Source organism: Pseudomonas sp. B7(2017) (assembly GCF_002112745.1).
Classification (GTDB): Bacteria; Pseudomonadota; Gammaproteobacteria; order Pseudomonadales; family Pseudomonadaceae; genus Aquipseudomonas; species Aquipseudomonas ekonensis.
The window spans coordinates 95,144-113,674 of record NZ_NEIP01000015.1 but is presented as its reverse complement, the minus strand read 5'-3'; the positions used below and the strand labels follow the sequence as shown (position 1 = coordinate 113,674).

Annotated in this window: 17 protein-coding genes and 1 pseudogene; 8 read left to right on the top strand and 10 right to left on the bottom strand. The window is 65.7% G+C overall.

The genetic code is table 11. The annotated features are described in order from the left end of the window. Positions 1 to 17 precede the first annotated feature (17 nt). A complete protein-coding gene (locus tag CAG29_RS22835) occupies positions 18 to 812 on the bottom strand; it encodes an IclR family transcriptional regulator (protein ID WP_085578690.1) in 795 nt (264 codons plus the stop codon). Positions 813 to 975: 163 nt separating this feature from the next. Between CAG29_RS22835 and hmgA the strand changes: the two genes are divergently transcribed. The 4 genes from hmgA (at position 976) to CAG29_RS22815 (ending at position 5,761) form a co-directional block, all read left to right on the top strand. Continuing rightward, complete coding sequence (gene hmgA, locus CAG29_RS22830; protein ID WP_085695177.1) at positions 976 to 2,271, top strand: homogentisate 1,2-dioxygenase; 1,296 nt, start codon at positions 976 to 978, stop codon at positions 2,269 to 2,271. 3 nt (positions 2,272 to 2,274) lie between these two features. Further along, on the top strand, positions 2,275 to 3,579 hold the full coding sequence (fahA, locus tag CAG29_RS22825; protein WP_085578694.1) for a fumarylacetoacetase: 1,305 nt from the start codon (positions 2,275 to 2,277) through the stop codon (positions 3,577 to 3,579). A 12-nt stretch (positions 3,580 to 3,591) separates the two neighbouring features. Further along, positions 3,592 to 4,227: a maleylacetoacetate isomerase gene (maiA, locus tag CAG29_RS22820; RefSeq protein ID WP_085578696.1), complete on the top strand. Its 636-nt coding sequence runs from the start codon at positions 3,592 to 3,594 to the stop codon at positions 4,225 to 4,227. Positions 4,228 to 4,390: 163 nt separating this feature from the next. Then, positions 4,391 to 5,761, top strand: a complete 1,371-nt coding sequence (locus CAG29_RS22815) for an aromatic acid/H+ symport family MFS transporter (protein WP_085695176.1) — start codon at positions 4,391 to 4,393, stop codon at positions 5,759 to 5,761. A gap of 66 nt (positions 5,762 to 5,827) precedes the next feature. Here the strand turns inward: CAG29_RS22815 and CAG29_RS22810 are convergent, their stop codons facing one another. Continuing rightward, positions 5,828 to 6,631: a SirB1 family protein gene (locus CAG29_RS22810; RefSeq protein ID WP_085695175.1), complete on the bottom strand. Its 804-nt coding sequence runs from the start codon at positions 6,629 to 6,631 to the stop codon at positions 5,828 to 5,830. 184 nt (positions 6,632 to 6,815) lie between these two features. Between CAG29_RS22810 and CAG29_RS22805 the strand changes: the two genes are divergently transcribed. Further along, complete coding sequence (locus CAG29_RS22805; protein WP_085578702.1) at positions 6,816 to 7,835, top strand: Glu/Leu/Phe/Val dehydrogenase dimerization domain-containing protein; 1,020 nt, start codon at positions 6,816 to 6,818, stop codon at positions 7,833 to 7,835. Between the two features lie 170 nt (positions 7,836 to 8,005). Here the strand turns inward: CAG29_RS22805 and CAG29_RS22800 are convergent. The 5 genes and pseudogenes from CAG29_RS22800 to CAG29_RS22780 all read right to left on the bottom strand — a co-directional run. Further along, positions 8,006 to 8,263, bottom strand: a pseudogene (locus CAG29_RS22800) (YebG family protein); the annotation flags it as partial. A 175-nt stretch (positions 8,264 to 8,438) separates the two neighbouring features. Next, positions 8,439 to 9,209, bottom strand: coding sequence for an SDR family NAD(P)-dependent oxidoreductase (locus tag CAG29_RS22795; RefSeq protein ID WP_085695174.1), 771 nt, complete (start codon positions 9,207 to 9,209; stop codon positions 8,439 to 8,441). Between the two features lie 10 nt (positions 9,210 to 9,219). After that, entirely contained in the window at positions 9,220 to 10,368 is a 1,149-nt protein-coding gene (locus CAG29_RS22790) for an NADH:flavin oxidoreductase (RefSeq protein ID WP_085695173.1), read from the bottom strand. Continuing rightward, positions 10,365 to 11,603 carry an AfsA-related hotdog domain-containing protein gene (locus CAG29_RS22785; protein WP_085578896.1) on the bottom strand — a complete coding sequence of 413 codons (1,239 nt, stop codon included), beginning with the start codon at positions 11,601 to 11,603 and terminating at the stop codon, positions 10,365 to 10,367. Before CAG29_RS22785 ends, CAG29_RS22790 begins: the two co-directional genes overlap by 4 nt. A 126-nt stretch (positions 11,604 to 11,729) precedes the next feature. Next, positions 11,730 to 12,284: an acyl-homoserine-lactone synthase gene (locus CAG29_RS22780; protein ID WP_085578710.1), complete on the bottom strand. Its 555-nt coding sequence runs from the start codon at positions 12,282 to 12,284 to the stop codon at positions 11,730 to 11,732. A gap of 190 nt (positions 12,285 to 12,474) precedes the next feature. Between CAG29_RS22780 and CAG29_RS22775 the strand changes: the two genes are divergently transcribed. Together CAG29_RS22775 and CAG29_RS22770 are read left to right on the top strand one after the other, a co-directional pair. Further along, positions 12,475 to 13,158 (top strand): autoinducer binding domain-containing protein, encoded by a 684-nt coding sequence (locus CAG29_RS22775; RefSeq protein WP_256575505.1) that lies wholly within the window; start codon positions 12,475 to 12,477, stop codon positions 13,156 to 13,158. A 484-nt stretch (positions 13,159 to 13,642) separates the two neighbouring features. Continuing rightward, the gene (locus CAG29_RS22770) at positions 13,643 to 14,143 is read left to right on the top strand and encodes a phosphate-starvation-inducible protein PsiE (RefSeq protein ID WP_085578714.1); all 501 of its coding nucleotides are present in this window, start codon (positions 13,643 to 13,645) and stop codon (positions 14,141 to 14,143) included. On the opposite strand, the gene CAG29_RS22765 is transcribed toward CAG29_RS22770, so the two are convergent. The 3 genes from CAG29_RS22765 to CAG29_RS22755 all read right to left on the bottom strand — a co-directional run bounded on the left by CAG29_RS22765 (position 14,140) and on the right by CAG29_RS22755 (position 17,438). Continuing rightward, positions 14,140 to 14,457, bottom strand: coding sequence for a DUF3509 domain-containing protein (locus tag CAG29_RS22765; RefSeq protein WP_085578717.1), 318 nt, complete (start codon positions 14,455 to 14,457; stop codon positions 14,140 to 14,142). The genes CAG29_RS22770 and CAG29_RS22765 overlap by 4 nt on opposite strands. A gap of 216 nt (positions 14,458 to 14,673) precedes the next feature. After that, a complete protein-coding gene (locus tag CAG29_RS22760) occupies positions 14,674 to 15,975 on the bottom strand; it encodes an HAAAP family serine/threonine permease (protein ID WP_085638474.1) in 1,302 nt (433 codons plus the stop codon). Between the two features lie 86 nt (positions 15,976 to 16,061). After that, a complete protein-coding gene (locus CAG29_RS22755) occupies positions 16,062 to 17,438 on the bottom strand; it encodes an L-serine ammonia-lyase (protein WP_085578721.1) in 1,377 nt (458 codons plus the stop codon). Positions 17,439 to 17,573: 135 nt separating this feature from the next. Here CAG29_RS22755 and CAG29_RS22750 point away from each other — a divergent pair, with 135 nt between their 5' ends. After that, positions 17,574 to 18,521: a LysR substrate-binding domain-containing protein gene (locus tag CAG29_RS22750; RefSeq protein WP_085578723.1), complete on the top strand. Its 948-nt coding sequence runs from the start codon at positions 17,574 to 17,576 to the stop codon at positions 18,519 to 18,521. The last annotated feature ends 10 nt before the right edge of the window (positions 18,522 to 18,531 follow it).

Sequence of the window (18,531 nt, the reverse complement as noted above, 5' to 3'; positions counted from 1 at the left end):
GATGCTGAAAGGCTGAGTCAACCCTTCAGGCCGTCGCCCTGATAGCCCATCCGCCAGCTCACGGCCCGCGCCGCCGCCAGCAACCGCCGGGCCGCCGGGCCGTTTTCGTCGGCGTGGAACAGCGAGGTCGGGCCGACGATGGTCAGCACGGCGGCGATCTGCCCGACCGCGTTGAACACCGGGGCCGACAGCGCGTCCACCCCCGGCATCAGCAAGCCGTGCACGTGGTGCAGGCCCCGTGCGCGGATCTGCTGGCACAGGTCCGCATAAGCCTTCTCATCCGCCAGCGGATGCTCATCGACAGCGGTTTCCCGCTCGCGCAGTTCGTCGGTTTCGCGGTGCGGCAGGTAGGCGCTGAAGACCAGGCCGGTGGAGGAACTGAGCAGCGGCAGCACCGAGCCCAGTTGCGTCACCACCGTCACCGCCCGCACCGCCGGCTCGATGTGCACCACGGTTGCGCCCTGGTTGCCCCAGACCGCCAGAAAGCAGGTTTCGTTGAGTTCGTCGCGCAGTTCCGACAGCGGCAGGGCGGCGACCTTGAGCACGTCCATGCTGTTGAGGGCGGCCAGGCCCACGCGCAGCGCCTCGCGGCCCAGCCCGTAGTGGTTGGTGGCGGCATCCTGCTCGGCGAACCCCGAGGCGATCAACGCCTGCAGGTAGCGGTGCACCTTGCTCGCCGGCATCTGCACGTGCTCGGCCAGGCGCGACAGCGACGTGGCGGGCGACAGTTCGGCCAGCGCCTTGAGGATGTCGGTGCCGACCTCGGCGGAGCGCACTTTCTGTTTGCCGTTGCTGTCGCTGGTTTTTTCCATGGTGGCGCCGTGTCCCGGATCGAATGGGCGTCTTTATAGCTTGACGCTGGATAGCGAGCAAATTACGTTATGCGTAATCGAATTACGACAATAACAACCCCGGCGTGCCAGCACCTCTGATCCAGAGCGACGGGCCATGCCGACTCCCTGTTCAGGAGGCTCCATGAACCTCGATTCAGCCCTGGCGTACCAGTCGGGTTTCGGCAACGAATTCAGCAGCGAAGCGTTGCCGGGTGCTTTGCCCGTCGGCCAGAACTCCCCGCAGAAAGCCCCCTACGGCCTCTACGCCGAACTGTTTTCCGGCACCGCCTTCACCATGGCCCGCAGCGAAGCGCGGCGCACCTGGATGTACCGGATCAACCCGTCGGCCAATCACCCGGCGTTCGCCAAGCTGGAGCGGCAACTGGCCGGCGGCCCGTTGGGTGAGGTCACGCCCAACCGCCTGCGCTGGAACCCGCTGGACATTCCGTCCGCCCCCACCGATTTCATCGACGGCCTGGTGAGCATGGCCGCCAACGCCGGCGCCGAAAAACCGGCCGGCATCAGCATCTACAGCTATGCCGCCAACCGCTCGATGGAGCGGGTGTTCTTCAATGCCGACGGCGAGCTGCTGCTGGTGCCGCAACTGGGGCGCCTGCGCATCGCCACCGAACTGGGCGTGCTTGAGGTCGAGCCGCTGGAGATCGCCGTGCTGCCGCGGGGCCTGAAGTTCCGCGTCGAGCTGCTGGACGCCCAGGCCCGCGGCTACGTCGCCGAGAACCACGGCGCACCGCTGCGCCTGCCGGACCTGGGGCCGATCGGCAGCAACGGCCTGGCCAACCCCCGTGACTTCCTGACCCCGGTCGCCGCCTACGAGAACCTTCGGCAGCCGACCACCCTGGTGCAGAAGTTCCTCGGCCAGCTGTGGGGCACCGAGCTCGGACACTCGCCGCTGGACGTGGTCGCCTGGCACGGCAACAACGTGCCGTACAAATATGACCTGCGCCGGTTCAACACCATCGGCACGGTCAGTTTCGATCACCCGGATCCGTCGATCTTCACCGTGCTGACCTCGCCGACCAGCGTGCACGGCCTGGCCAACCTCGACTTCGTGATCTTCCCGCCGCGCTGGATGGTGGCCGAGAAGACCTTCCGTCCGCCGTGGTTCCACCGCAACCTGATGAACGAGTTCATGGGCCTGATCCAGGGCGAGTACGACGCCAAGGCCGAAGGCTTCGTGCCCGGCGGCGCGTCCCTGCACAGCTGCATGAGCGCCCACGGCCCGGACGGCGAGACCTGCACCAAGGCCATCAACGCTGACCTCAAGCCTGCGAAGATCGACAACACCATGGCGTTCATGTTCGAGACCAGCCAGGTGCTGCGCCCGAGCCGTTTCGCCCTCGACTGTCCGCAACTGCAATCCAATTACGACGCCTGCTGGGCTACGCTGCCTGTCACGTTCGACCCGACCCGGAGATAACCCATGACTCAGACTTCCATCGCCCGCAGCTGGGTCGCCTCGGCCAACGGCCACGCGGACTTCCCGCTGCAGAACCTGCCGCTGGGCGTGTTCAGCGCCGACGGTTCGGCCCCGCGCAGCGGCGTGGCCATCGGCGACCGCATTTTCGACCTGGAGGCGGCGCTGGACGCCGGCCTGTTCGAAGGCGCCGCCCGCGCGGCGGCCGAAGCCACCCGCGGCGGCCAGTTGAACGCCTTCTTCGCCCTCGGCCGCGAGGCGCGGGTCGCCCTGCGCGCACGCCTGCTGGAGCTGTTCAGCGAAGGCAGCGCCCTGCAGGCGAAGATCGAAGCCCCGGGCGCCAAGCTGCTGCCGCTGGCTGCCGACTGCCAGATGCACCTGCCGGCGCGGATCAGCGACTACACCGACTTCTACGTCGGCATCGAGCACGCGCAGAACGTCGGCAAGCTGTTCCGCCCGGACAACCCGCTGCTGCCCAACTACAAGCACGTGCCGATCGGCTACCACGGCCGGGCGTCCACCGTCCGCGCCTCCGGCACCGATGTGCGCCGTCCGAAAGGGCAGACCCTGCCGGCCGGCGCCAGCGAGCCGACCTTCGGCCCTTGCGCCCGCCTGGACTACGAACTTGAGCTGGGCATCTGGATCGGCCAGGGCAACGAGATGGGCGAGCCGATCGCCATCGGCGACGCCGCCGAGCACATCGCTGGTTTCTGCCTGCTCAACGACTGGTCGGCCCGCGACATCCAGGCCTGGGAATATCAGCCGCTGGGGCCGTTCCTGTCCAAGAGCTTCATCACCAGCGTCTCGCCGTGGGTGGTGACCGCCGAAGCGCTGGAGCCGTTCCGCACCGCGCAGCCGGCGCGTCCGCAAGGTGACCCGCAGCCACTGCCGTACCTGCTCGACAATCGGGATCAGGCCGGCGGCGCGTTCGACATCGAACTGGAAGTGCTGCTGCTCACCGAGGCCATGCGCGAGCAGAACCTGCCGGCCCACCGCCTGACCCTGAGCAACACGAAATACATGTACTGGACCGTCGCACAGATGGTCGCCCACCACAGCGTCAACGGCTGCCAGCTGCAGGCCGGCGACCTGTTCGGTTCGGGCACCTTGTCGGGGCCGGAAAGCGGCCAGTTCGGCAGCCTGCTGGAGATCACCGAGGGCGGCAAGAAACCGGTCGAGCTGGCCACCGGCGAAGTGCGCAAGTTCCTTGAGGACGGTGACGAAATCATCCTGCGCGCCCGTTGCGCCCGTGACGGTTTCGCCTCCATCGGCTTCGGCGAGTGCCGGGGCAAAGTGCTGGCGGCACGCTGACAGGAGCGGCTCATGGATCTCTACACCTACTACCGTTCCACCTCGTCGTACCGGGTGCGCATCGCCCTGGCGCTCAAGGGGCTCGACTACCGGGCGCTGCCGGTCAACCTGATCGCGCCGCCGGGGGGCGAGCACCGGCAACCGGCGTACCTGGCGATCAATCCGCAGGGCCGTGTGCCGGCCTTGCGCACCGATGACGGCGAGCTGCTGATCCAGTCGCCGGCGATCATCGAGTACCTGGAGGAACGTTATCCACAGGTGCCGCTGCTGCCGGAAAACCTTGCCGCCCGCGCCCACGTGCGCGGCGTGGCGTCGGTGATCGGCTGCGACGTGCATCCGCTGCACAACGTCAGCGTGCTCAACCGGCTGCGTCAGTCGGGTCACGACGAATCCCAGGTGACGGAGTGGATCGGCCACTGGATCGGCCAGGGGCTGGCGACGGTGGAGCAACTGATCGGCGACGAAGGCTTCTGCTTCGGCGAATGGCCGTGCCTGGCTGACGTGTACCTGATCCCGCAGCTGTACGCCGCCGAGCGCTTCAACGTCGCGCTCGACGCTTACCCGCGCATCCGCCGGGTGGCGGCGTTGGCCGCTGCGCATCCGGCGTTCGTCAAGGCCCATCCGGCGAACCAGCCGGACACCCCTTGAGGCCTGGCGCCGCTCAGCCGTAGGCGCCGATCTGCTGGCAATCGCGACCTGTCGGATTCATCCGGGATGACTGACATGCCGCCATCGCCAGCAGGCTGGCTCCCACAAGTAACACCGGTTCTGTCGCAGCAAACAACCATAAGAACAAAACAGGTACCTTGCGATGCACAACCAGATTGCCAGCTTCCGGGCGGCGCTCGACGCCCGTCCTGTGTCCCGTTTCCAGTGGTCGCTCCTGATCCTGCTCGCCTTGCTGCTGGTCACCGACGGCTACGACGCCCAGGTGCTCGGCTATGTGGTGCCGGCGCTCGCCCAGGACTGGGGGCTTGAGAAAGCCGCGTTCGGCCCGGTGTTCAGCGCCAACCTGCTCGGCCTCACCCTGGGGTCGCTGGCCGTGACGCCTTTGGCCGACCGCTTCGGCGTGCGGCGGATCCTGCTGGCCTGCGTGCTGATCTACGCCAGCCTGACTGTGCTGATGATGTTCGCCGATTCCCTGGACACCCTGATGGTCGCGCGCTTCATCTGCGGGATCGGCATGGGCGGGGCGATGCCCAGCGCCATGGCGCTGATGTCCGAATATTCACCGCCGCGCCTGCGCACCTTGATGGTGACACTGGCCGCCTGCGGTTTTTCGTTCGGCGGCGCGGCGGGCGGGTTCGTCGCCGCCGGCTTCATCGACCGCTTCGGCTGGCAGGCGGTGTTCCTCGCCGGGGGCGTGACGCCATTGCTGCTGTTCCCGTTCCTGTGGTGGCTGTTGCCCGAATCGCTGCCGCGGCTGCTGCGCGATGCGCCGCCTTACGCACGCCTGCGCAAGGTCACTGCGCGGATGCTCCCGGACTGGCAGCCGCCGGTGGCGTCCGTTGAACAGAACGAGCGCGAGCAGGGCAGCAAGCTGACCGTGGTCGAGCTGTTCCGCAACGGCTATGCACGGCCGACGCTGCTGATCTGGTCGACCTTTTTCGTCAGTCTGATCCTGCTGTATTTCATGATCAGCTGGCTGCCGTCGCTGCTGCTGGAAAGCGGGCTGGCGCTCAAGGAGGCGAACCTGGTGACGTCGATGTTCCTGTTCGCCGGCACCGTGGGGGCGATCTGCATGGCCTGGTTCGCCGACCGCCTCAAGCGCAAGGTGCGCCTGCTGTCCGGCGTGCTGGCCGGGGCGGCGTTGTGCACGGTGCTGCTGGGGCTCAACCACGACAATCCCCGCTATCTGGTGGCGTTCGTCTTTGCGGCCGGGTTCTGCATCATCGGCGGGCAACTGACGCTCAACGCCTTCGCCAGCAACTTCTACCCGGCGCACGTGCGCGCCACCGGCACCGGCTGGGCGCTGGGGGTCGGGCGCTTCGGTTCGATCCTAGGACCGCTGTTCGGCAGCCTGCTGTTGGCGATGCACATTCCGGTGCAGCAGATTTTCTTCTTCTGTGCGGTGCCGGCGGTGATCGCCGCACTGCTGATCATCCAGGTGCGCTCGCCCGCCGAGCCCACCCGATCAGATGTGGGAACCCGCCTGCTGGCGAAGAACGATAACGCGGTTTGACTGACAGTCCGCGGCGCCTGGAATCGCCAGCAGGCTGGCTCCCACAAAGGCTTGCGCCTATAGGGTTCAGTGGACGATGGCGTTGGGCGGCAGGTGGCCCAGGCGTTCGGTCAGGCGCAGCCGCTGGATCGGGTCGTCGCTGAGCAGCAGCGCACGCTCCAGGTCGAAGCGCTCGGCGTTGGGGCAGTCGAGGCGCTGGTACAGGCTGGCGCGGGCCAAGTAGTCGGCGGCGTTGGCGTTGCCCAGTTCGAGCACGCGTTCGGCGTCGATCAGGGCGGCGATGAAGTCGTCGTGGGTCAGGTGCAGCTGGCGCAGGTTGCGCGACAGACGCTGCAGCATCTGCAGCGGCTCGGCGGTCTGCAGGTGCTCGGCGTTCAGTTTCATCTCAGGCCCGTACTGGCGGTGCAGCAGGTCGCGGCAATCGTTGGGGTAGAGCCGACGTCCGCCGCAGGGGTCGAGCAAATGGTCGGCGCCAGGCACCCGCAGCAGGAAGTGCCCGGGAAAGTTGACGCCGGCCAACGGGATGCCCAGCCCGCGGGCCAGCTCCAGGGCGATCAGCGCCAGGGCCAGCGGCTGGCCGCGACCGGTCTGCAGCACCTTGTGCAGCAACGCCGCCTGGGGGCGCAGCGGCGAGAAGTCGTCCTGGGCGAACCCCAGGTCGTTCATCCGCCGCAGCAGCGGCTGCGCCAGTTCGCCGGCCGGCAGCATCGGCAGGCCGGCGCCGACCTTTTGCTGCAGCTCCCTGAAGTCCCGCAGCAGTGCTTGGGGATCGACGCCGTTGTCGTGTTCGGCCGCGATCCACAGCGCGGCTTCGAACAGCGCGGGCGGCGAACGGTACAGGCAGTCGAAGAAACGTTGGCGCGGGTTCATCACAATCTCCGTCGGATGCCTCGTTGTAGCCCCGTCCTCGCCATTCGTCCAGTGCGCCGCCGCTCTGGCGCCGGGTTATGCCGCGAAACATCGGCGCACGCCCGCGCTTATTCCGGCGCGCTTCAGCAATTTTCAGGCGCAAGCCTATACTGGCGACTACCGCAAGTGATTCGGGAGCCCGTCGATGTTCGCTCTCATGCAAAGCACTCGCCTGGAATCGCTGCACCTCAGCGTCGACCCGCAATCCGGGTTGAAGGCGGTGATTGCCATCCACAACAGCCGCCTGGGGCCTGCCTTGGGCGGGTGCCGTTACTTGGCCTACCCCAACGACGAGTCCGCGGTCGAGGACGCCGTGCGCCTGGCCCGGGGAATGAGTTACAAGGCCGCCCTGGCCGGCCTGGCCCAGGGCGGGGGCGTGGCCGTCATCGTGCGGCCGGCCCATGTGGAAAACCGCGCCGCGCTGTTCGAGGCCTTCGGCCGCTGCATCGATCAGTTGGACGGCCGCTACATCACTGCCATCGACAGCGGCACGTCGGTGGCGGACATGGACTGCATCGCCCAGCACACCCAGCACGTCACCAGCACCACGTCCGCCGGCGACCCGGCGCCCCATGCCGCGATGGGCGTGTTCACCGGCATCCGCGCCACGGCCATGGCGCGGCTGGGCAGCGACAACCTCGAAGGCCTGCGTGTGGCGATCCAGGGGCTGGGCAATGTCGGCTTCGCCCTGGCCGAGCAACTGCACGCCGCCGGTGCGGAGCTGCTGGTCAGCGACATCGACCACGGCAAGGTGCAGTTGGCGATGGAGCAGCTCAACGCCCATCCGATCGCCAACGACGCGCTGCTCAGCACCCCGTGCGACATCCTCGCGCCGTGCGGCCTGGGCGGCGTGCTCAACAGCCACACCGTGCCGCAGCTGCGCTGTTCGGCGGTGGCGGGCTCGGCGAACAACCAGTTGTCGCACCTGGACATGGCCGACCAGCTGGAGCGGCGGGGCATCCTGTACGCGCCCGACTACGTGATCAACGCCGGCGGGCTGATCTACGTCTCGCTCAAGCACCGGGGCGAGGAATTGCCCACCATCACCGCGCACCTGTCGAAGATCAGTTCGCGGCTGACCGAAGTGTTCGCCCACGCCCAGGCGGAAAAGCGCTCCCCGGCGCGGGTGGCCGACGAACTGGCGGAAAGGGTGCTCTACCGTTGAAGCTTGGGTTTGCCCGGACATGAAAAGGCCCCCGGACCGTTCGGTCCGAGGGCCTTGTTCAATTCGGGCTGCGGTTACTTGGCGGCCTTCGCTGCCTTGACCGGCTTGGCCGGCGTCTCCACCGGTTCGGCCGCTTCGCTCGGTTCGGCCTCCGGGGCTTTCCCGGCGGGCGCCGCCGGCGCGTTGATCAGTTCCGACAGCGCATCGGGCTGGCTCTTGAACGCCTTGGCGAACACGTCGCGGTTCTTCGCCATGTAGATCCCGACTTCTTCCACTTGCTGCTCGTTCAACGACGGAACGGCCTTCTGCAACACTTCGGACAGCAGTTCCGCCAGTTCGAGCATCTTGTCATGACGGTCAGCTTCGGCTTTATCCATGAACAAGCGCTCCAGGTCTCGGCTGCTGCGGTATACCACTTCGACGGCCATTCACCACCTCACATGCCTTCACGTTGGTTGTACTGTATCTATATACAGCGAAAAGGATAGGCGAATCCCTTCGCTTTGGGTAGTGGCTTTTCAATGTAGACCGGATCCGGTGATTTTCCCGGGCGCAAACGCAACGACCCGCCGTGGGCGGGTCGTCGGGCAGGAAGGGGCCGGGTCAGAACTTGCCGCTGGCGTACCCTCCGTCGATGGGCATGATCACGCCGGTGACGTAGGACGACTGGTCGCTGAGCAGCCAGAGCACCGCGTTCGCCACTTCGTCGGCGGTGCCGAAGCGCTTCATGGAGGTGACGTTGATCTTGCGCTGGGTGTTCTCCGGCGCGGCCTGCAGGCGGGCCTCGCTGTTCATGCCGCCGAGGATCGGGCCGGGGGCCACCGCGTTGACGCGGATGCACCCGCCGTCCGCCAGCCGGGCGTTTTCGATGGACGCCACCTGCGTCATGCCGTTGATCGCCTGCTTGCTGGCGACATAGGCCACCTGGCCGCCGATCGGCACCACGCCGGCGCAGGACGACGTATTGACGATGGAGCCCCGGCCCTGGTCGACCATCAGCCGCAGTTCATGGCGCAGGCTGTGGTAGGTGCCGTTGACGTTGATGCTCATCACTTTCGCCCAGTCGTCCGGGCACGACTCCGCCACGGCGCCGTAGCGGGCCGTCACGCCGGCGTTGTTGAAGGCGCAGTCGAGCCGGCCGTAGAGGGTGCGGATGCGCCCGAAGGCCTGTTCGACCTGCGCCGGGTCGGCGACGTCGCACGGGATGAAGCGGCAACGCTCGCCCAGCCGGTCCGCCACCTGCGCCCCCTTTTCCTCGTCCCGGCCGAACACGATCACTTCGGCTCCGGCCTTGATCAGGCGTTCGCTGACGGCTTCGCCGATCCCGCTGGTCCCGCCTGTCACCAGGCACACTTTTGCTGTGAAGTCGTACATGGTCACGTCCTTATGCCAACGAAGGCCTCAAGTATTTGGGGTTCACGCAGCAATACACCCGGTCCAGGCGCGGATTGCTCTTGTCGCTGAAGCACTGGCTGTCCCAGCGGCATTTGTGGATCTCGGCCGAACGGCCCTGCAGGGTCTTGTTGATCAGGTCGTTGTCGGCGAACAGCGCGCGGGACATCCCCACCCAGTCGCACACGCCTTCGCCCAGCAGGCGTTCGGCCTTGTCCAGGCCGTCGGTGAACCCGGCGTAGCCCACCGGCACCGTCGACACGGCCCTGATCGCCTTGACCCCGGCCTGCAGGTAGTCGTCCATGGCCGAGGAGTGATGGATCAACTGGCCGAAGGTCGCGCCGATGCACATCGAGCATTCCAGCGCCGCCACGCCGGCCTGGCAGAGGGCCTGGACGGTTTCCTTGATGTCCGGGTATTGCAGGCCCTCGTCACCCAACTGGTCGTCGATGCCCAGCCGGATGGTGACGATCAGCTTGCCCTGGGTGCGCTCGCGGATGGCGCGGACCACGTCGAGCAGCAGGCGCGCGCGGTTTTCCTGGCTGCCGCCGTAGCGGTCCGTGCGCTTGTTGGTGTGGGGCGACAGGAAGCTGCTCAGCAGGTAGCCGTTGGACGCCTGCAACTGCACCAATTGCGCACCGTTGATCCAGGCCAGCCAGGCCGAGTGGGCGAACTGCTCGATCACCTGGGCGATGTCCGCTTCGTCCATGACCCGCACCCGGTAATCCGGATCGAGCTTGGACACCCGCGGACAAGGCACGCCGCTGGGCGTCAGCACGGGCACCCCGGTGTTGGTCGTGGTGCCCTGGCCGCCGTAGTGCTGGAGCTGGACGCCCACCGGAGTGCCGACGCGTTCGGCCATCTCGAACATGGCCTTGAGCGATTCGCCCTGGTGCGGCTCGAACAGGGCCAGGCCGGTGCTTTGCAGGCGGGACTGGGGCGACACCGTGGCGTTGCACAGGAACGCCATCGAGCAGCCGCCCTCCATGATGCCCTGGTAGAACTCGACCATGGCGGGCGTCACGCAGCCGCTGTGGTCGGCCAGGTCCACGCCCATCGAGGCGAAGAACAGCCGGTTGCGCAGCGTCAGCCCGCCCTTCAGGTGCAGCGGTTCGAGCACGTTGGGGTAGTGGACGGTCATGGCTCTGTCCTCTGCTCGGGCATCGCCGACGTCGGGTTCAGGTTCATCCACAGCGGTTGCCCGAACTCGGCGGGCGCCACGGTTTCCTCATGGGAGAAGTAGGTGAACTGCTTGAGCACCTCCCGCCACTTGAACCGCAGCTGGGAATCCAGCTCCGCCAGCTGCAGCCGCAGCAGTCCGTCCGTCGAGGCCGCGTGGGCCCTGACGGTCTGCACCGGCAGGCAGACCATGCCTTCGTTTTCCAGGTACAGGTACGCGTGGCCCTGTGCGGGAGCGTCGATCGGGCTGTCGCTGCGCACTTGCAGGCCGCCCATCGACAGCAGCTCCAGACGTCCGGTCAGGTGGCGGCCGGACTCCAGGCGCACCAGCACTTCCTGGCGGATGCCCTTGAGCGGCCGGAACCACAGGGACGGGTCGATTTGGATGTTCCGCATGCGCTTGAACACGGGCATCTTGATGACTTCGCCGTGGAGCCGGATGTCGGCCACCAGTTCGCCGCGCTGGTAGAACCGCGCGCGCTTGTCGACCTTGCGCGCCCGGGCCGGCGCGAGCCCGTCGTAGTCGCCCACCAGCACGTCGACCTGGAAGGACGACTCGGTGTAGCGGGGGAAGCTGGATATCAGGTCGACGATGGAGATCGACACCTCGCCCCGGGCATAGCCGCTGTGCTCGTAGAAGTGCGCGTACATGGCCTGCCGGGCGACTTCGATCAGCATCAGGCCGGGCACGTGCTCGTGGTGCTTGCGGTAGAAGAAGTAGTTGGCGGTGTCGTTGAACAGGGTGAAGCACTGCAAGCCTTGCTGCGGACAGCCGTCCAGCTGCTTGAGCACGTCATGCACCCGCCGCTTCTGGCCGACGTCCAGCGGCGCCTCGCAGCCCGGCAACTGCGCCAGTTTGGCTTCGGTGCTTTCCGGTATCCAGACGCCCGTCAGGATCAGGTGGTCGGTGGCCTTCTCGTAATGGAGCAGCAGCTCCGGGAGTTCCGCCGACAGGCCGGCCTGCTCCAGCTCGTCCAGGCCGACCACCGTCGGCAGCGAGCGCAGCACCAGCCGGTCGCTGTCGGCGCGGTACGCCAGGTCCACGGCCTCGCTCTGCGCCGGCCCCAGGTTCGCCCGTGCGACGATCCCGGCATCCAGCCAGGCCGGCAGCAGGTGGCGGGCGTCGTATATCAGCACGTCGTCATCGTGGCCCTTGTGCACGATGTCCTTTGCGACTTTCCTTTCCATGTCGATCATGATCATCCCTCAGTGTTGAACGTAGGTTTTCGGCAGTTGCTATCCATGTCGCAAGTTCGATCCACACCGACAGGAACCGTTGGGCTCGTTACAGCGGCTTGCTGGGTTTCTTGTTGACTCGGGGCCTCACTGCACCGTGATGCAGCAGGCGCCCAGGATCCGGTTGTCGACCGCCCGGGGCGGCGCCAGCCATTTGAAGTCGATGCCGCCGCGCCGCAGCAGGCGCCCGACGGCAAGCGGGGACACCGACACCAATTGGGAAACGCCGCAGGTGCGGGCGTAGTCCAAGGTGGCCATGAACAGGCCCACGGTGTTCTCGTCGGACATCATCTGTTCGTCCCGGCCGGTCTGGGTGTCCAGGTCCAGGGAGGTGAAGCGCGACAGCTCCCAGATGTCGTCCCGGCTCGGTGCGGGCACATCGTCCAGCAACGAGGTGAACACCTCGCTCAGCAGGTACGGCTGGGTGGTGGGCAACAGGCGGGCACAGCCCTTGATGTTGCCGTCCTCCTCTTCGGCGACGATGTAGTGGGTGCCGCTGTGGTCGAACTGGTCGAACTCGAAGTCGGCGGGCGTCGACAAGTCCCAGCCGAGCCGTTCCACAAACACCTGATACCGATAGTGCGCCAGGCGCTGACGCCCGGCGGGCGTCAATTGGTCGTAACGTCCGGACAAGTAATCCATCACAGTTTCCTTTTAGTGATTGGGCTGGAGTTAATTAGAAGGCACAGCGAGTTCACGAACTACCTGTCACCCTTGACAGCTATCGCAATATTTTGAAATATGTTATGGGCGCCGGCACGAAGCCGCTTGCAATAAGTATGAGAAAGGAATCTCTATGTCGCACTGGCAGGCTGAACTGTTGGAAAAGGCTATGTCCGCCACGGATGTCGAAGTATTGTTCGACAATCTAACCAGCGTGGCCCGACAGTTGGAATTCGATTATCTGGCGTATGGTTCCAGAAGACTTTTCCCGATCACCAAACCCCGTCTTTTTCTCGTCAACAACTATTCGCCCGCCTGGCAGGCTGCCTATTCGGACAATCGTTACCTGGAGATCGACCCGTACGTCATCCGCGCGCTCAGAAGCGTGAAGCCGGTGCTGTGGGACGCCGAACTCAAGGCCCGGGCGCCGGATTTCTGGCAGGAGGCGCACAGCCACGGGCTCTCGGAAGGGTGGGGGCAAACGCTGCTCAACAGCGAGGCCCAGGGGCTGGTGACATTCGCCCGGGGCAGCCAGCCGATCAGCGCGCTAGAGCTTCAGACCAAGCAGGCCGAGCTGTCCTGGCTGGCGCAGATCACCCACCTGGGCCTCACCCGGCTGCAGCTTTTGGGCGCCGAATCGGTGCAGCCGGTGCCCATCGAACTGTCGCAGCGGGAGAAGGAAATCCTGCAGTGGACCGCCGACGGCAAGTCGTCGGACGACGTGTCCATCATCCTCGGCATCTCCAAGCGAACGGTCAATTTCCACATCAACCACTGCCTCAAGAAGCTGGGTTGCCAGAACAAGATCGCGGCGGCGGTCAAGGCCTCGCTCATGGGATTGTTATGGAACTAATGTTAAGTGCCGCACAGTTTTATGGCAGCGCCGATAGTGTGATCTTCCCTCTGCGTCATATCGGTGCATGGCGAAACTAAGTATTGGACGCTTGATCAGTTTTTTATTGAATAAACTTATGCCGTAATCGTATTGGCCGTCGGATGTCATGTAACCGTAAGCCGGATGAAGTTACAGCTTCACAATTAATCAGGCCCGTTTCTCTGTAAATATTTGTAATGGAAACCGGTGTTGCGCCGAACGCCGGTTCAAGTTCGCTGCACATGTTTGCCGTGCGCGGCGCAATGTTCGGCCCTCCCGTTTGCCTCTTCCCGCCACGCCTTTCGCTTCGGCGTGGCCCGGTGCGACCAAACGCCACGGCGCGGGTTTGCCCGCCGCTCGCCATGATGCGTGGCCCTGTTTCTGCATGGCTGGGGCCGCGTGCAGAAAAACCGTCATGTCGACCCCGCATCATCCGCTCGTACCGGGCTAAGGAACCTTCACCGTGAAAATCAACTGGGCCGAAAAACTGCGGCAGAACGTGCATCAACTGGCCGAGTCCCTGGGCAACCTGTTCGTCGAGACGTTCCACTACCTGGCGCTGTTCGCCATCGGTGCGGTGACCGCCTGGGCGGCGGTGATGGAGTTTCTGACGATGGTCGAAGAGGGCCACATCAAGATCGATGACATCCTGCTGCTGTTCATCTACCTGGAACTGGGGGCGATGGTCGGGATTTACTTCAAGACCAACCACATGCCGGTGCGTTTCCTGATCTACGTGGCGATCACCGCGCTGACCCGGTTGCTGATCTCCAACGTCTCGCACCACAACCCGCCGGACATGGGCATCATCTACCTGTGCGGCGGGATCCTGCTGCTGGCGTTCTCGATCCTGGTGGTGCGCTACGCCTCTTCGCAGTTCCCGTCGGTGAAGATCGAGCACCCGCACCGCAAGACCGGCGCGGGTTCCGGCGAACATCCGGAAGTCGAGAAGGGCGAGCTCTAAAGCCGGCTCGCCGGCCGCGCCGGGCCATTGCTGCGGGGCGGCGGCGCAGGCAGGGCGTCGCCGTGGGTCATCGCTTCGAGGATGGCCAGGGCGCTGTGGCCCTGCTCGATGGCGATGCCGAACTGAATGCTCTGCACCAGACGCGCGAGGCGTTTGGGGTCGTTGCGCTGCTCGGCGCTGATCATGCGCTTGGCCGCGACCCGGCCGTTTTTGGAGAGGGTCAGCATGATGCTGCCGTCCAGGCCCTGAATGCTCAGGTTGATCTGATAGTCCGGCGCGAAGGCATCGGTAATGATCTGAAAAGGATTGTCCATGATGCGTCACCGCCTGATTGAACGTGCAGTTGTTGACCGGCCGGGGTCGGGTTGGTTCGCCCGGCCAGACCGTCGGCCTGTCGCTCGCTTGCGTTTGCAAAGTCCGTTTGCAGCGCAAGGGCGGTAGCAAGGGACATGCCGGAACGCGTGCCGAACGCGGTTTGCGGGCAAAAAGAAGGCGAGCCCGGGGCTCGCCTTCTTTTTGGGTGGCCCGTTTCAGGGCAGGAACGAAAAGATGATCGCCGACAGTGCAATCAGGCCGACCAGCACCACGAACACGTTCGAGGCCTGGCCCGAGTACGGGCGCAAGGCCGGCACGCGGCGGATGGCGTACATCGGCATCAGGAACAGCAGGCAGGCGATCACCGGCCCCCCGAGGGTTTCGATCATCCCCAGGATGCTCGGGTTGAACGTCGCCACGGCCCAGCAGCTGAGGATCATGAACAGTGCGGTCGCGCGGTTCAGCCAACCGGCCGACACCGCCCGGCCGCGTCCGCGCAGGCTCTTGACGATCATGCCCTGGAAGCCTTCGCTGGCGCCGATGTAGTGGCCGAGGAAGGACTTGGTGATCGCCACCAGCGCAATCAGCGGCGCGGCGTAAGCGATGACCGGGGTCTGGAAGTGGTTGGCCAGGTACGACAGGATCGAGATGTTCTGCGCCTTGGCCGCCGCCAGGTCCGCCGGCGACAGCGCCAGCACGCAGCTGAAGCAGAAGAACATCACCGTCACCACCATCATGCCGTGGGCCATGGCCAGGATGCCGCTGCTCTTGCGTTCGGCCTGGGCGCCGTAGCGCTGCTTCTGGTCGAGGGCGAAGGCGGAAATGATCGGCGAGTGGTTGAACGAGAACACCATCACCGGGATCGCCAGCCACAGGGTCTTGAGGAACACCGACATCGGCATGGCGTCCTGGGCGCTGGCGAAGAACGCGCCGTTCCAGTTCGGGATCAGGCTCAGGCCCAGCAGCAGCAACGCGGCGACGAACGGATAGACCAGCACGCTCATGGCCTTGACGATCACGCCCTGGCCGCAGCGCACGATGGCCATCAGGCCTAGGATCAACGCCAGCGACAGCACCGCGCGCGGTGGCGGGGCGATGTGCAGCTGGTGTTCGAGGAAGCTGCTCAGGGTGTTGGTCAGCGCCACGCTGTACACCAGCAGGATCGGGAAGATCGCGAAGAAGTACAGAAGGGTGATCAGTTTGCCGGCCCCGGTGCCGAAGTGTTCTTCCACCACTTCGGTGATGTCGCCGGAGCGTCCCGACAGCACGAAGCGGGTCAGGCCGCGGTGGGCGAAGAACGTCATCGGGAAGGCCAGCAACGCCAGGATCAGCATCGGCCAGAAACCGCCGACGCCGGCGTTGATCGGCAGGAACAGCGTGCCGGCGCCGATCGCCGTGCCGTACAGGCCCAGCATCCAGGTGGTGTCGGCCTTGCTCCAGCCCTGGCGGGTGGCGTCGTTGTCGCGGGTAAGGTCTGCGGAGGGGTTTTCGGCAGCGGGTGTACGTACATCGGTCATCGTTTTTGCCTCGTTATTATTCTTGCTCGGGCTCACGGTTGGCCGGCCGCGCGAGGCGGCCGGCCGGGGCGGTCAGGGAAGGCGCGTCAGCACTCCACCCAGCTCACGGCCAGGCCGCCCCGTGAAGTCTCTTTGTATTTGTCATGCATGTCGGCGCCGGTGTCGCGCATGGTGCGGATCACCCGGTCGAGGGAAATGAAGTGTTTGCCGTCACCGCGCAGGGCCATCTGCGTGGCGTTGATCGCCTTCACGGCGGCGATGGCGTTGCGCTCGATGCACGGCACCTGCACCAGGCCGCCGACCGGGTCGCAGGTCAGGCCGAGGTTGTGCTCCAGGCCGATTTCGGCGGCGTTCTCCAGTTGCTCCGGGGTGGCGCCGAGCACTTCGGCCAGGCCTGCGGCGGCCATGGCGCAGGCCGAGCCCACTTCGCCCTGGCAGCCGACTTCGGCGCCGGAGATCGAAGCGTTTTTCTTGCACAGGATGCCGACGGCGGCGGCCCCCAGGAAGAACGCGACCACGTCGTCGTCCGACGCCTGCGGATTGAATTTCATGAAATAGTGCAGGACCGCGGGAATGATCCCCGCCGCGCCGTTGGTGGGCGCGGTGACCATGCGCCCGCCGGCGGCGTTCTCTTCGTTGACGGCGAGGGCGAACAGGTTGACCCATTCCATCGCCGACAGCGTCGAGCTGATCACGTTGGGCTTGCCGATCTCCAGCAGGCTGCGGTGCAGTTTCGCCGCGCGGCGGGGCACGTTCAGGCCGCCGGGCAGCACGCCTTCGTGGCTCAGCCCTTGCTCGACGCATTCGCGCATCACCGACCAGATGTGCAGCAGGCCCTGGCGGATCTCGGCGTCGCTGCGCCAGGCCCGTTCGTTGGCCATCATCAGCTCGGACACCCGCAGGTTGTGCTGCTTGCACAGGGCCAGCAGTTCGACGGCGCTGGAAAAGTCGTAGGGCAGGGTCACCTCGCCGGCCGCCGCCGCGCCGGACTCGACTTCGGCTGCTTCGACGATGAAACCGCCGCCCACCGAATAGTACGTTTGGCTGAACAGCTCGCCCGTCGCGGCAAAGGCTGTCAGCGACATGGCGTTGGGGTGGTAGGGCAGGCTCTCGTCCAGCAGCAGGAGATCGTGTTGCCAGTTGAAGGCGATCGACCGTTGGCCGGCGAGGGGCAGTTGGCCGGTCTCGCGCAGCCGCTGGATGCGCGGTTCGATGGTGGTCGGGTCGATGCTGTCCGGCCATTCGCCCATCAGGCCCATGACGCTGGCGCGGTCGGTGGCGTGGCCGACGCCGGTGGCGGACAGCGAGCCGTAGAGGCGCACTTCCACACGCTCGACATCGTTGAGCAGACGGCGGTCGGTCAGGGCCTGGACGAAGGTCGCGGCGGCGCGCATCGGGCCGACGGTATGGGAACTGGACGGACCGATGCCGACTTTGAACAGATCGAAAACACTGATAGCCATGCTAAACCCTTACAAGCAATGGAGTAGGAATCGCTGCCATTTTTTGTAGGACAAGCGCAATGTCGGCGATACTGCCTACCTAGGTTCAACGTGACCAACGAAACTTCCTAAGAAAGCCTTTAGCAGGACTAAACCATGAGTCGTCAATTGCATGCCCAGACTTACGTCTGGCTGCAGGTGTTTTCCTGTGCCGCCCGGCACCTGTCGTTCACCCGTTGCGCCGAGGAACTGCACATCACCCCGGGGGCGGTGAGCCAGCAGATCCGCCAACTGGAGGAACGCCTGGGACTGCGCCTGTTCCATCGCCGGGCCCGGGGCGTGGAGCTCAGCGCCGAGGGCCAGCGGCTGGCGATGACGGTCAACGAGGCCTACGGCAGCATCGACGCGGAGTTGCGGCGGCTCGATGCGGGCATGATCAGCGGGATCCTGCGGGTGCGCTCGATTCCTTCGTTCCTCAGCAAATGGCTGACGCCGCGCCTGCCGCGCCTGCAGCAGCGCTACCCGGACATCCAGCTGCGGCTGGTGGCGGAGGACAGCAGCGTGCCGCTGCACGAGGGGGATTTCGACCTGGCCATCGACCTGAACGACGGCAGCTATCCGGGGCTGTTGTCCACAGCCCTGCTCGACGAGCAGATCTTTCCGGTGTGCGCGCCGGGCCTGCTGCGCGGGCGGCCGCCGCTGCACGGTCCGGCGGACCTGGTGCATTTTCCGCTGCTGCACGACATCACCGCCTGGCGCGGCAGCTACGAATACGCGGAATGGGAGTTCTACCTCGACGCGATCGGCTTCGAGGGCGCCGATGTGAGGCGGGGGCATACGTTCAACCGCAACCACCTGACCATCGAGGCGGCCATCGCCGGTATGGGGGTGGCCATCGCCCGGCGCACCTTGCTCAACGACGAGCTGGAGCGGGGCACGCTGATCGTGCCGTTCGGCCAGTCGGTGCCCAACCACAAACGTTATGTGCTGCTCTACGCGCCGGGGGCGCTGAGCCATCCGGGCGTGCGTGCGGTGCATGACTGGCTGGTGGAGGAGGCGGGCATTTTCCGGGGCCTGCACCCGTTGAGCGACGGGAGTTTGTGACCGGATTTTT

Excerpts from the sequence above, each read along its gene's own strand:
- CAG29_RS22835 (WP_085578690.1), bottom strand. The coding sequence starts at position 812 with ATGGAAAAAACCAGCGACAGCAACGGCAAACAGAAAGTGCGCTCCGCC.
- hmgA (WP_085695177.1), top strand. The coding sequence starts at position 976 with ATGAACCTCGATTCAGCCCTGGCGTACCAGTCGGGTTTCGGCAACGAA.
- CAG29_RS22785 (WP_085578896.1), bottom strand. The coding sequence starts at position 11,603 with ATGATCGACATGGAAAGGAAAGTCGCAAAGGACATCGTGCACAAGGGC.
- CAG29_RS22780 (WP_085578710.1), bottom strand. The coding sequence starts at position 12,284 with ATGGATTACTTGTCCGGACGTTACGACCAATTGACGCCCGCCGGGCGT.
- fahA (WP_085578694.1), top strand. The coding sequence starts at position 2,275 with ATGACTCAGACTTCCATCGCCCGCAGCTGGGTCGCCTCGGCCAACGGC.
- CAG29_RS22795 (WP_085695174.1), bottom strand. The coding sequence starts at position 9,209 with ATGTACGACTTCACAGCAAAAGTGTGCCTGGTGACAGGCGGGACCAGC.
- CAG29_RS22810 (WP_085695175.1), bottom strand. The coding sequence starts at position 6,631 with ATGAACCCGCGCCAACGTTTCTTCGACTGCCTGTACCGTTCGCCGCCC.
- CAG29_RS22790 (WP_085695173.1), bottom strand. The coding sequence starts at position 10,368 with ATGACCGTCCACTACCCCAACGTGCTCGAACCGCTGCACCTGAAGGGC.
- CAG29_RS22805 (WP_085578702.1), top strand. The coding sequence starts at position 6,816 with ATGTTCGCTCTCATGCAAAGCACTCGCCTGGAATCGCTGCACCTCAGC.
- CAG29_RS22765 (WP_085578717.1), bottom strand. The coding sequence starts at position 14,457 with ATGGACAATCCTTTTCAGATCATTACCGATGCCTTCGCGCCGGACTAT.
- CAG29_RS22755 (WP_085578721.1), bottom strand. The coding sequence starts at position 17,438 with ATGGCTATCAGTGTTTTCGATCTGTTCAAAGTCGGCATCGGTCCGTCC.
- CAG29_RS22815 (WP_085695176.1), top strand. The coding sequence starts at position 4,391 with ATGCACAACCAGATTGCCAGCTTCCGGGCGGCGCTCGACGCCCGTCCT.
- CAG29_RS22760 (WP_085638474.1), bottom strand. The coding sequence starts at position 15,975 with ATGACCGATGTACGTACACCCGCTGCCGAAAACCCCTCCGCAGACCTT.
- maiA (WP_085578696.1), top strand. The coding sequence starts at position 3,592 with ATGGATCTCTACACCTACTACCGTTCCACCTCGTCGTACCGGGTGCGC.
- CAG29_RS22750 (WP_085578723.1), top strand. The coding sequence starts at position 17,574 with ATGAGTCGTCAATTGCATGCCCAGACTTACGTCTGGCTGCAGGTGTTT.
- CAG29_RS22775 (WP_256575505.1), top strand. The coding sequence starts at position 12,475 with ATGTCCGCCACGGATGTCGAAGTATTGTTCGACAATCTAACCAGCGTG.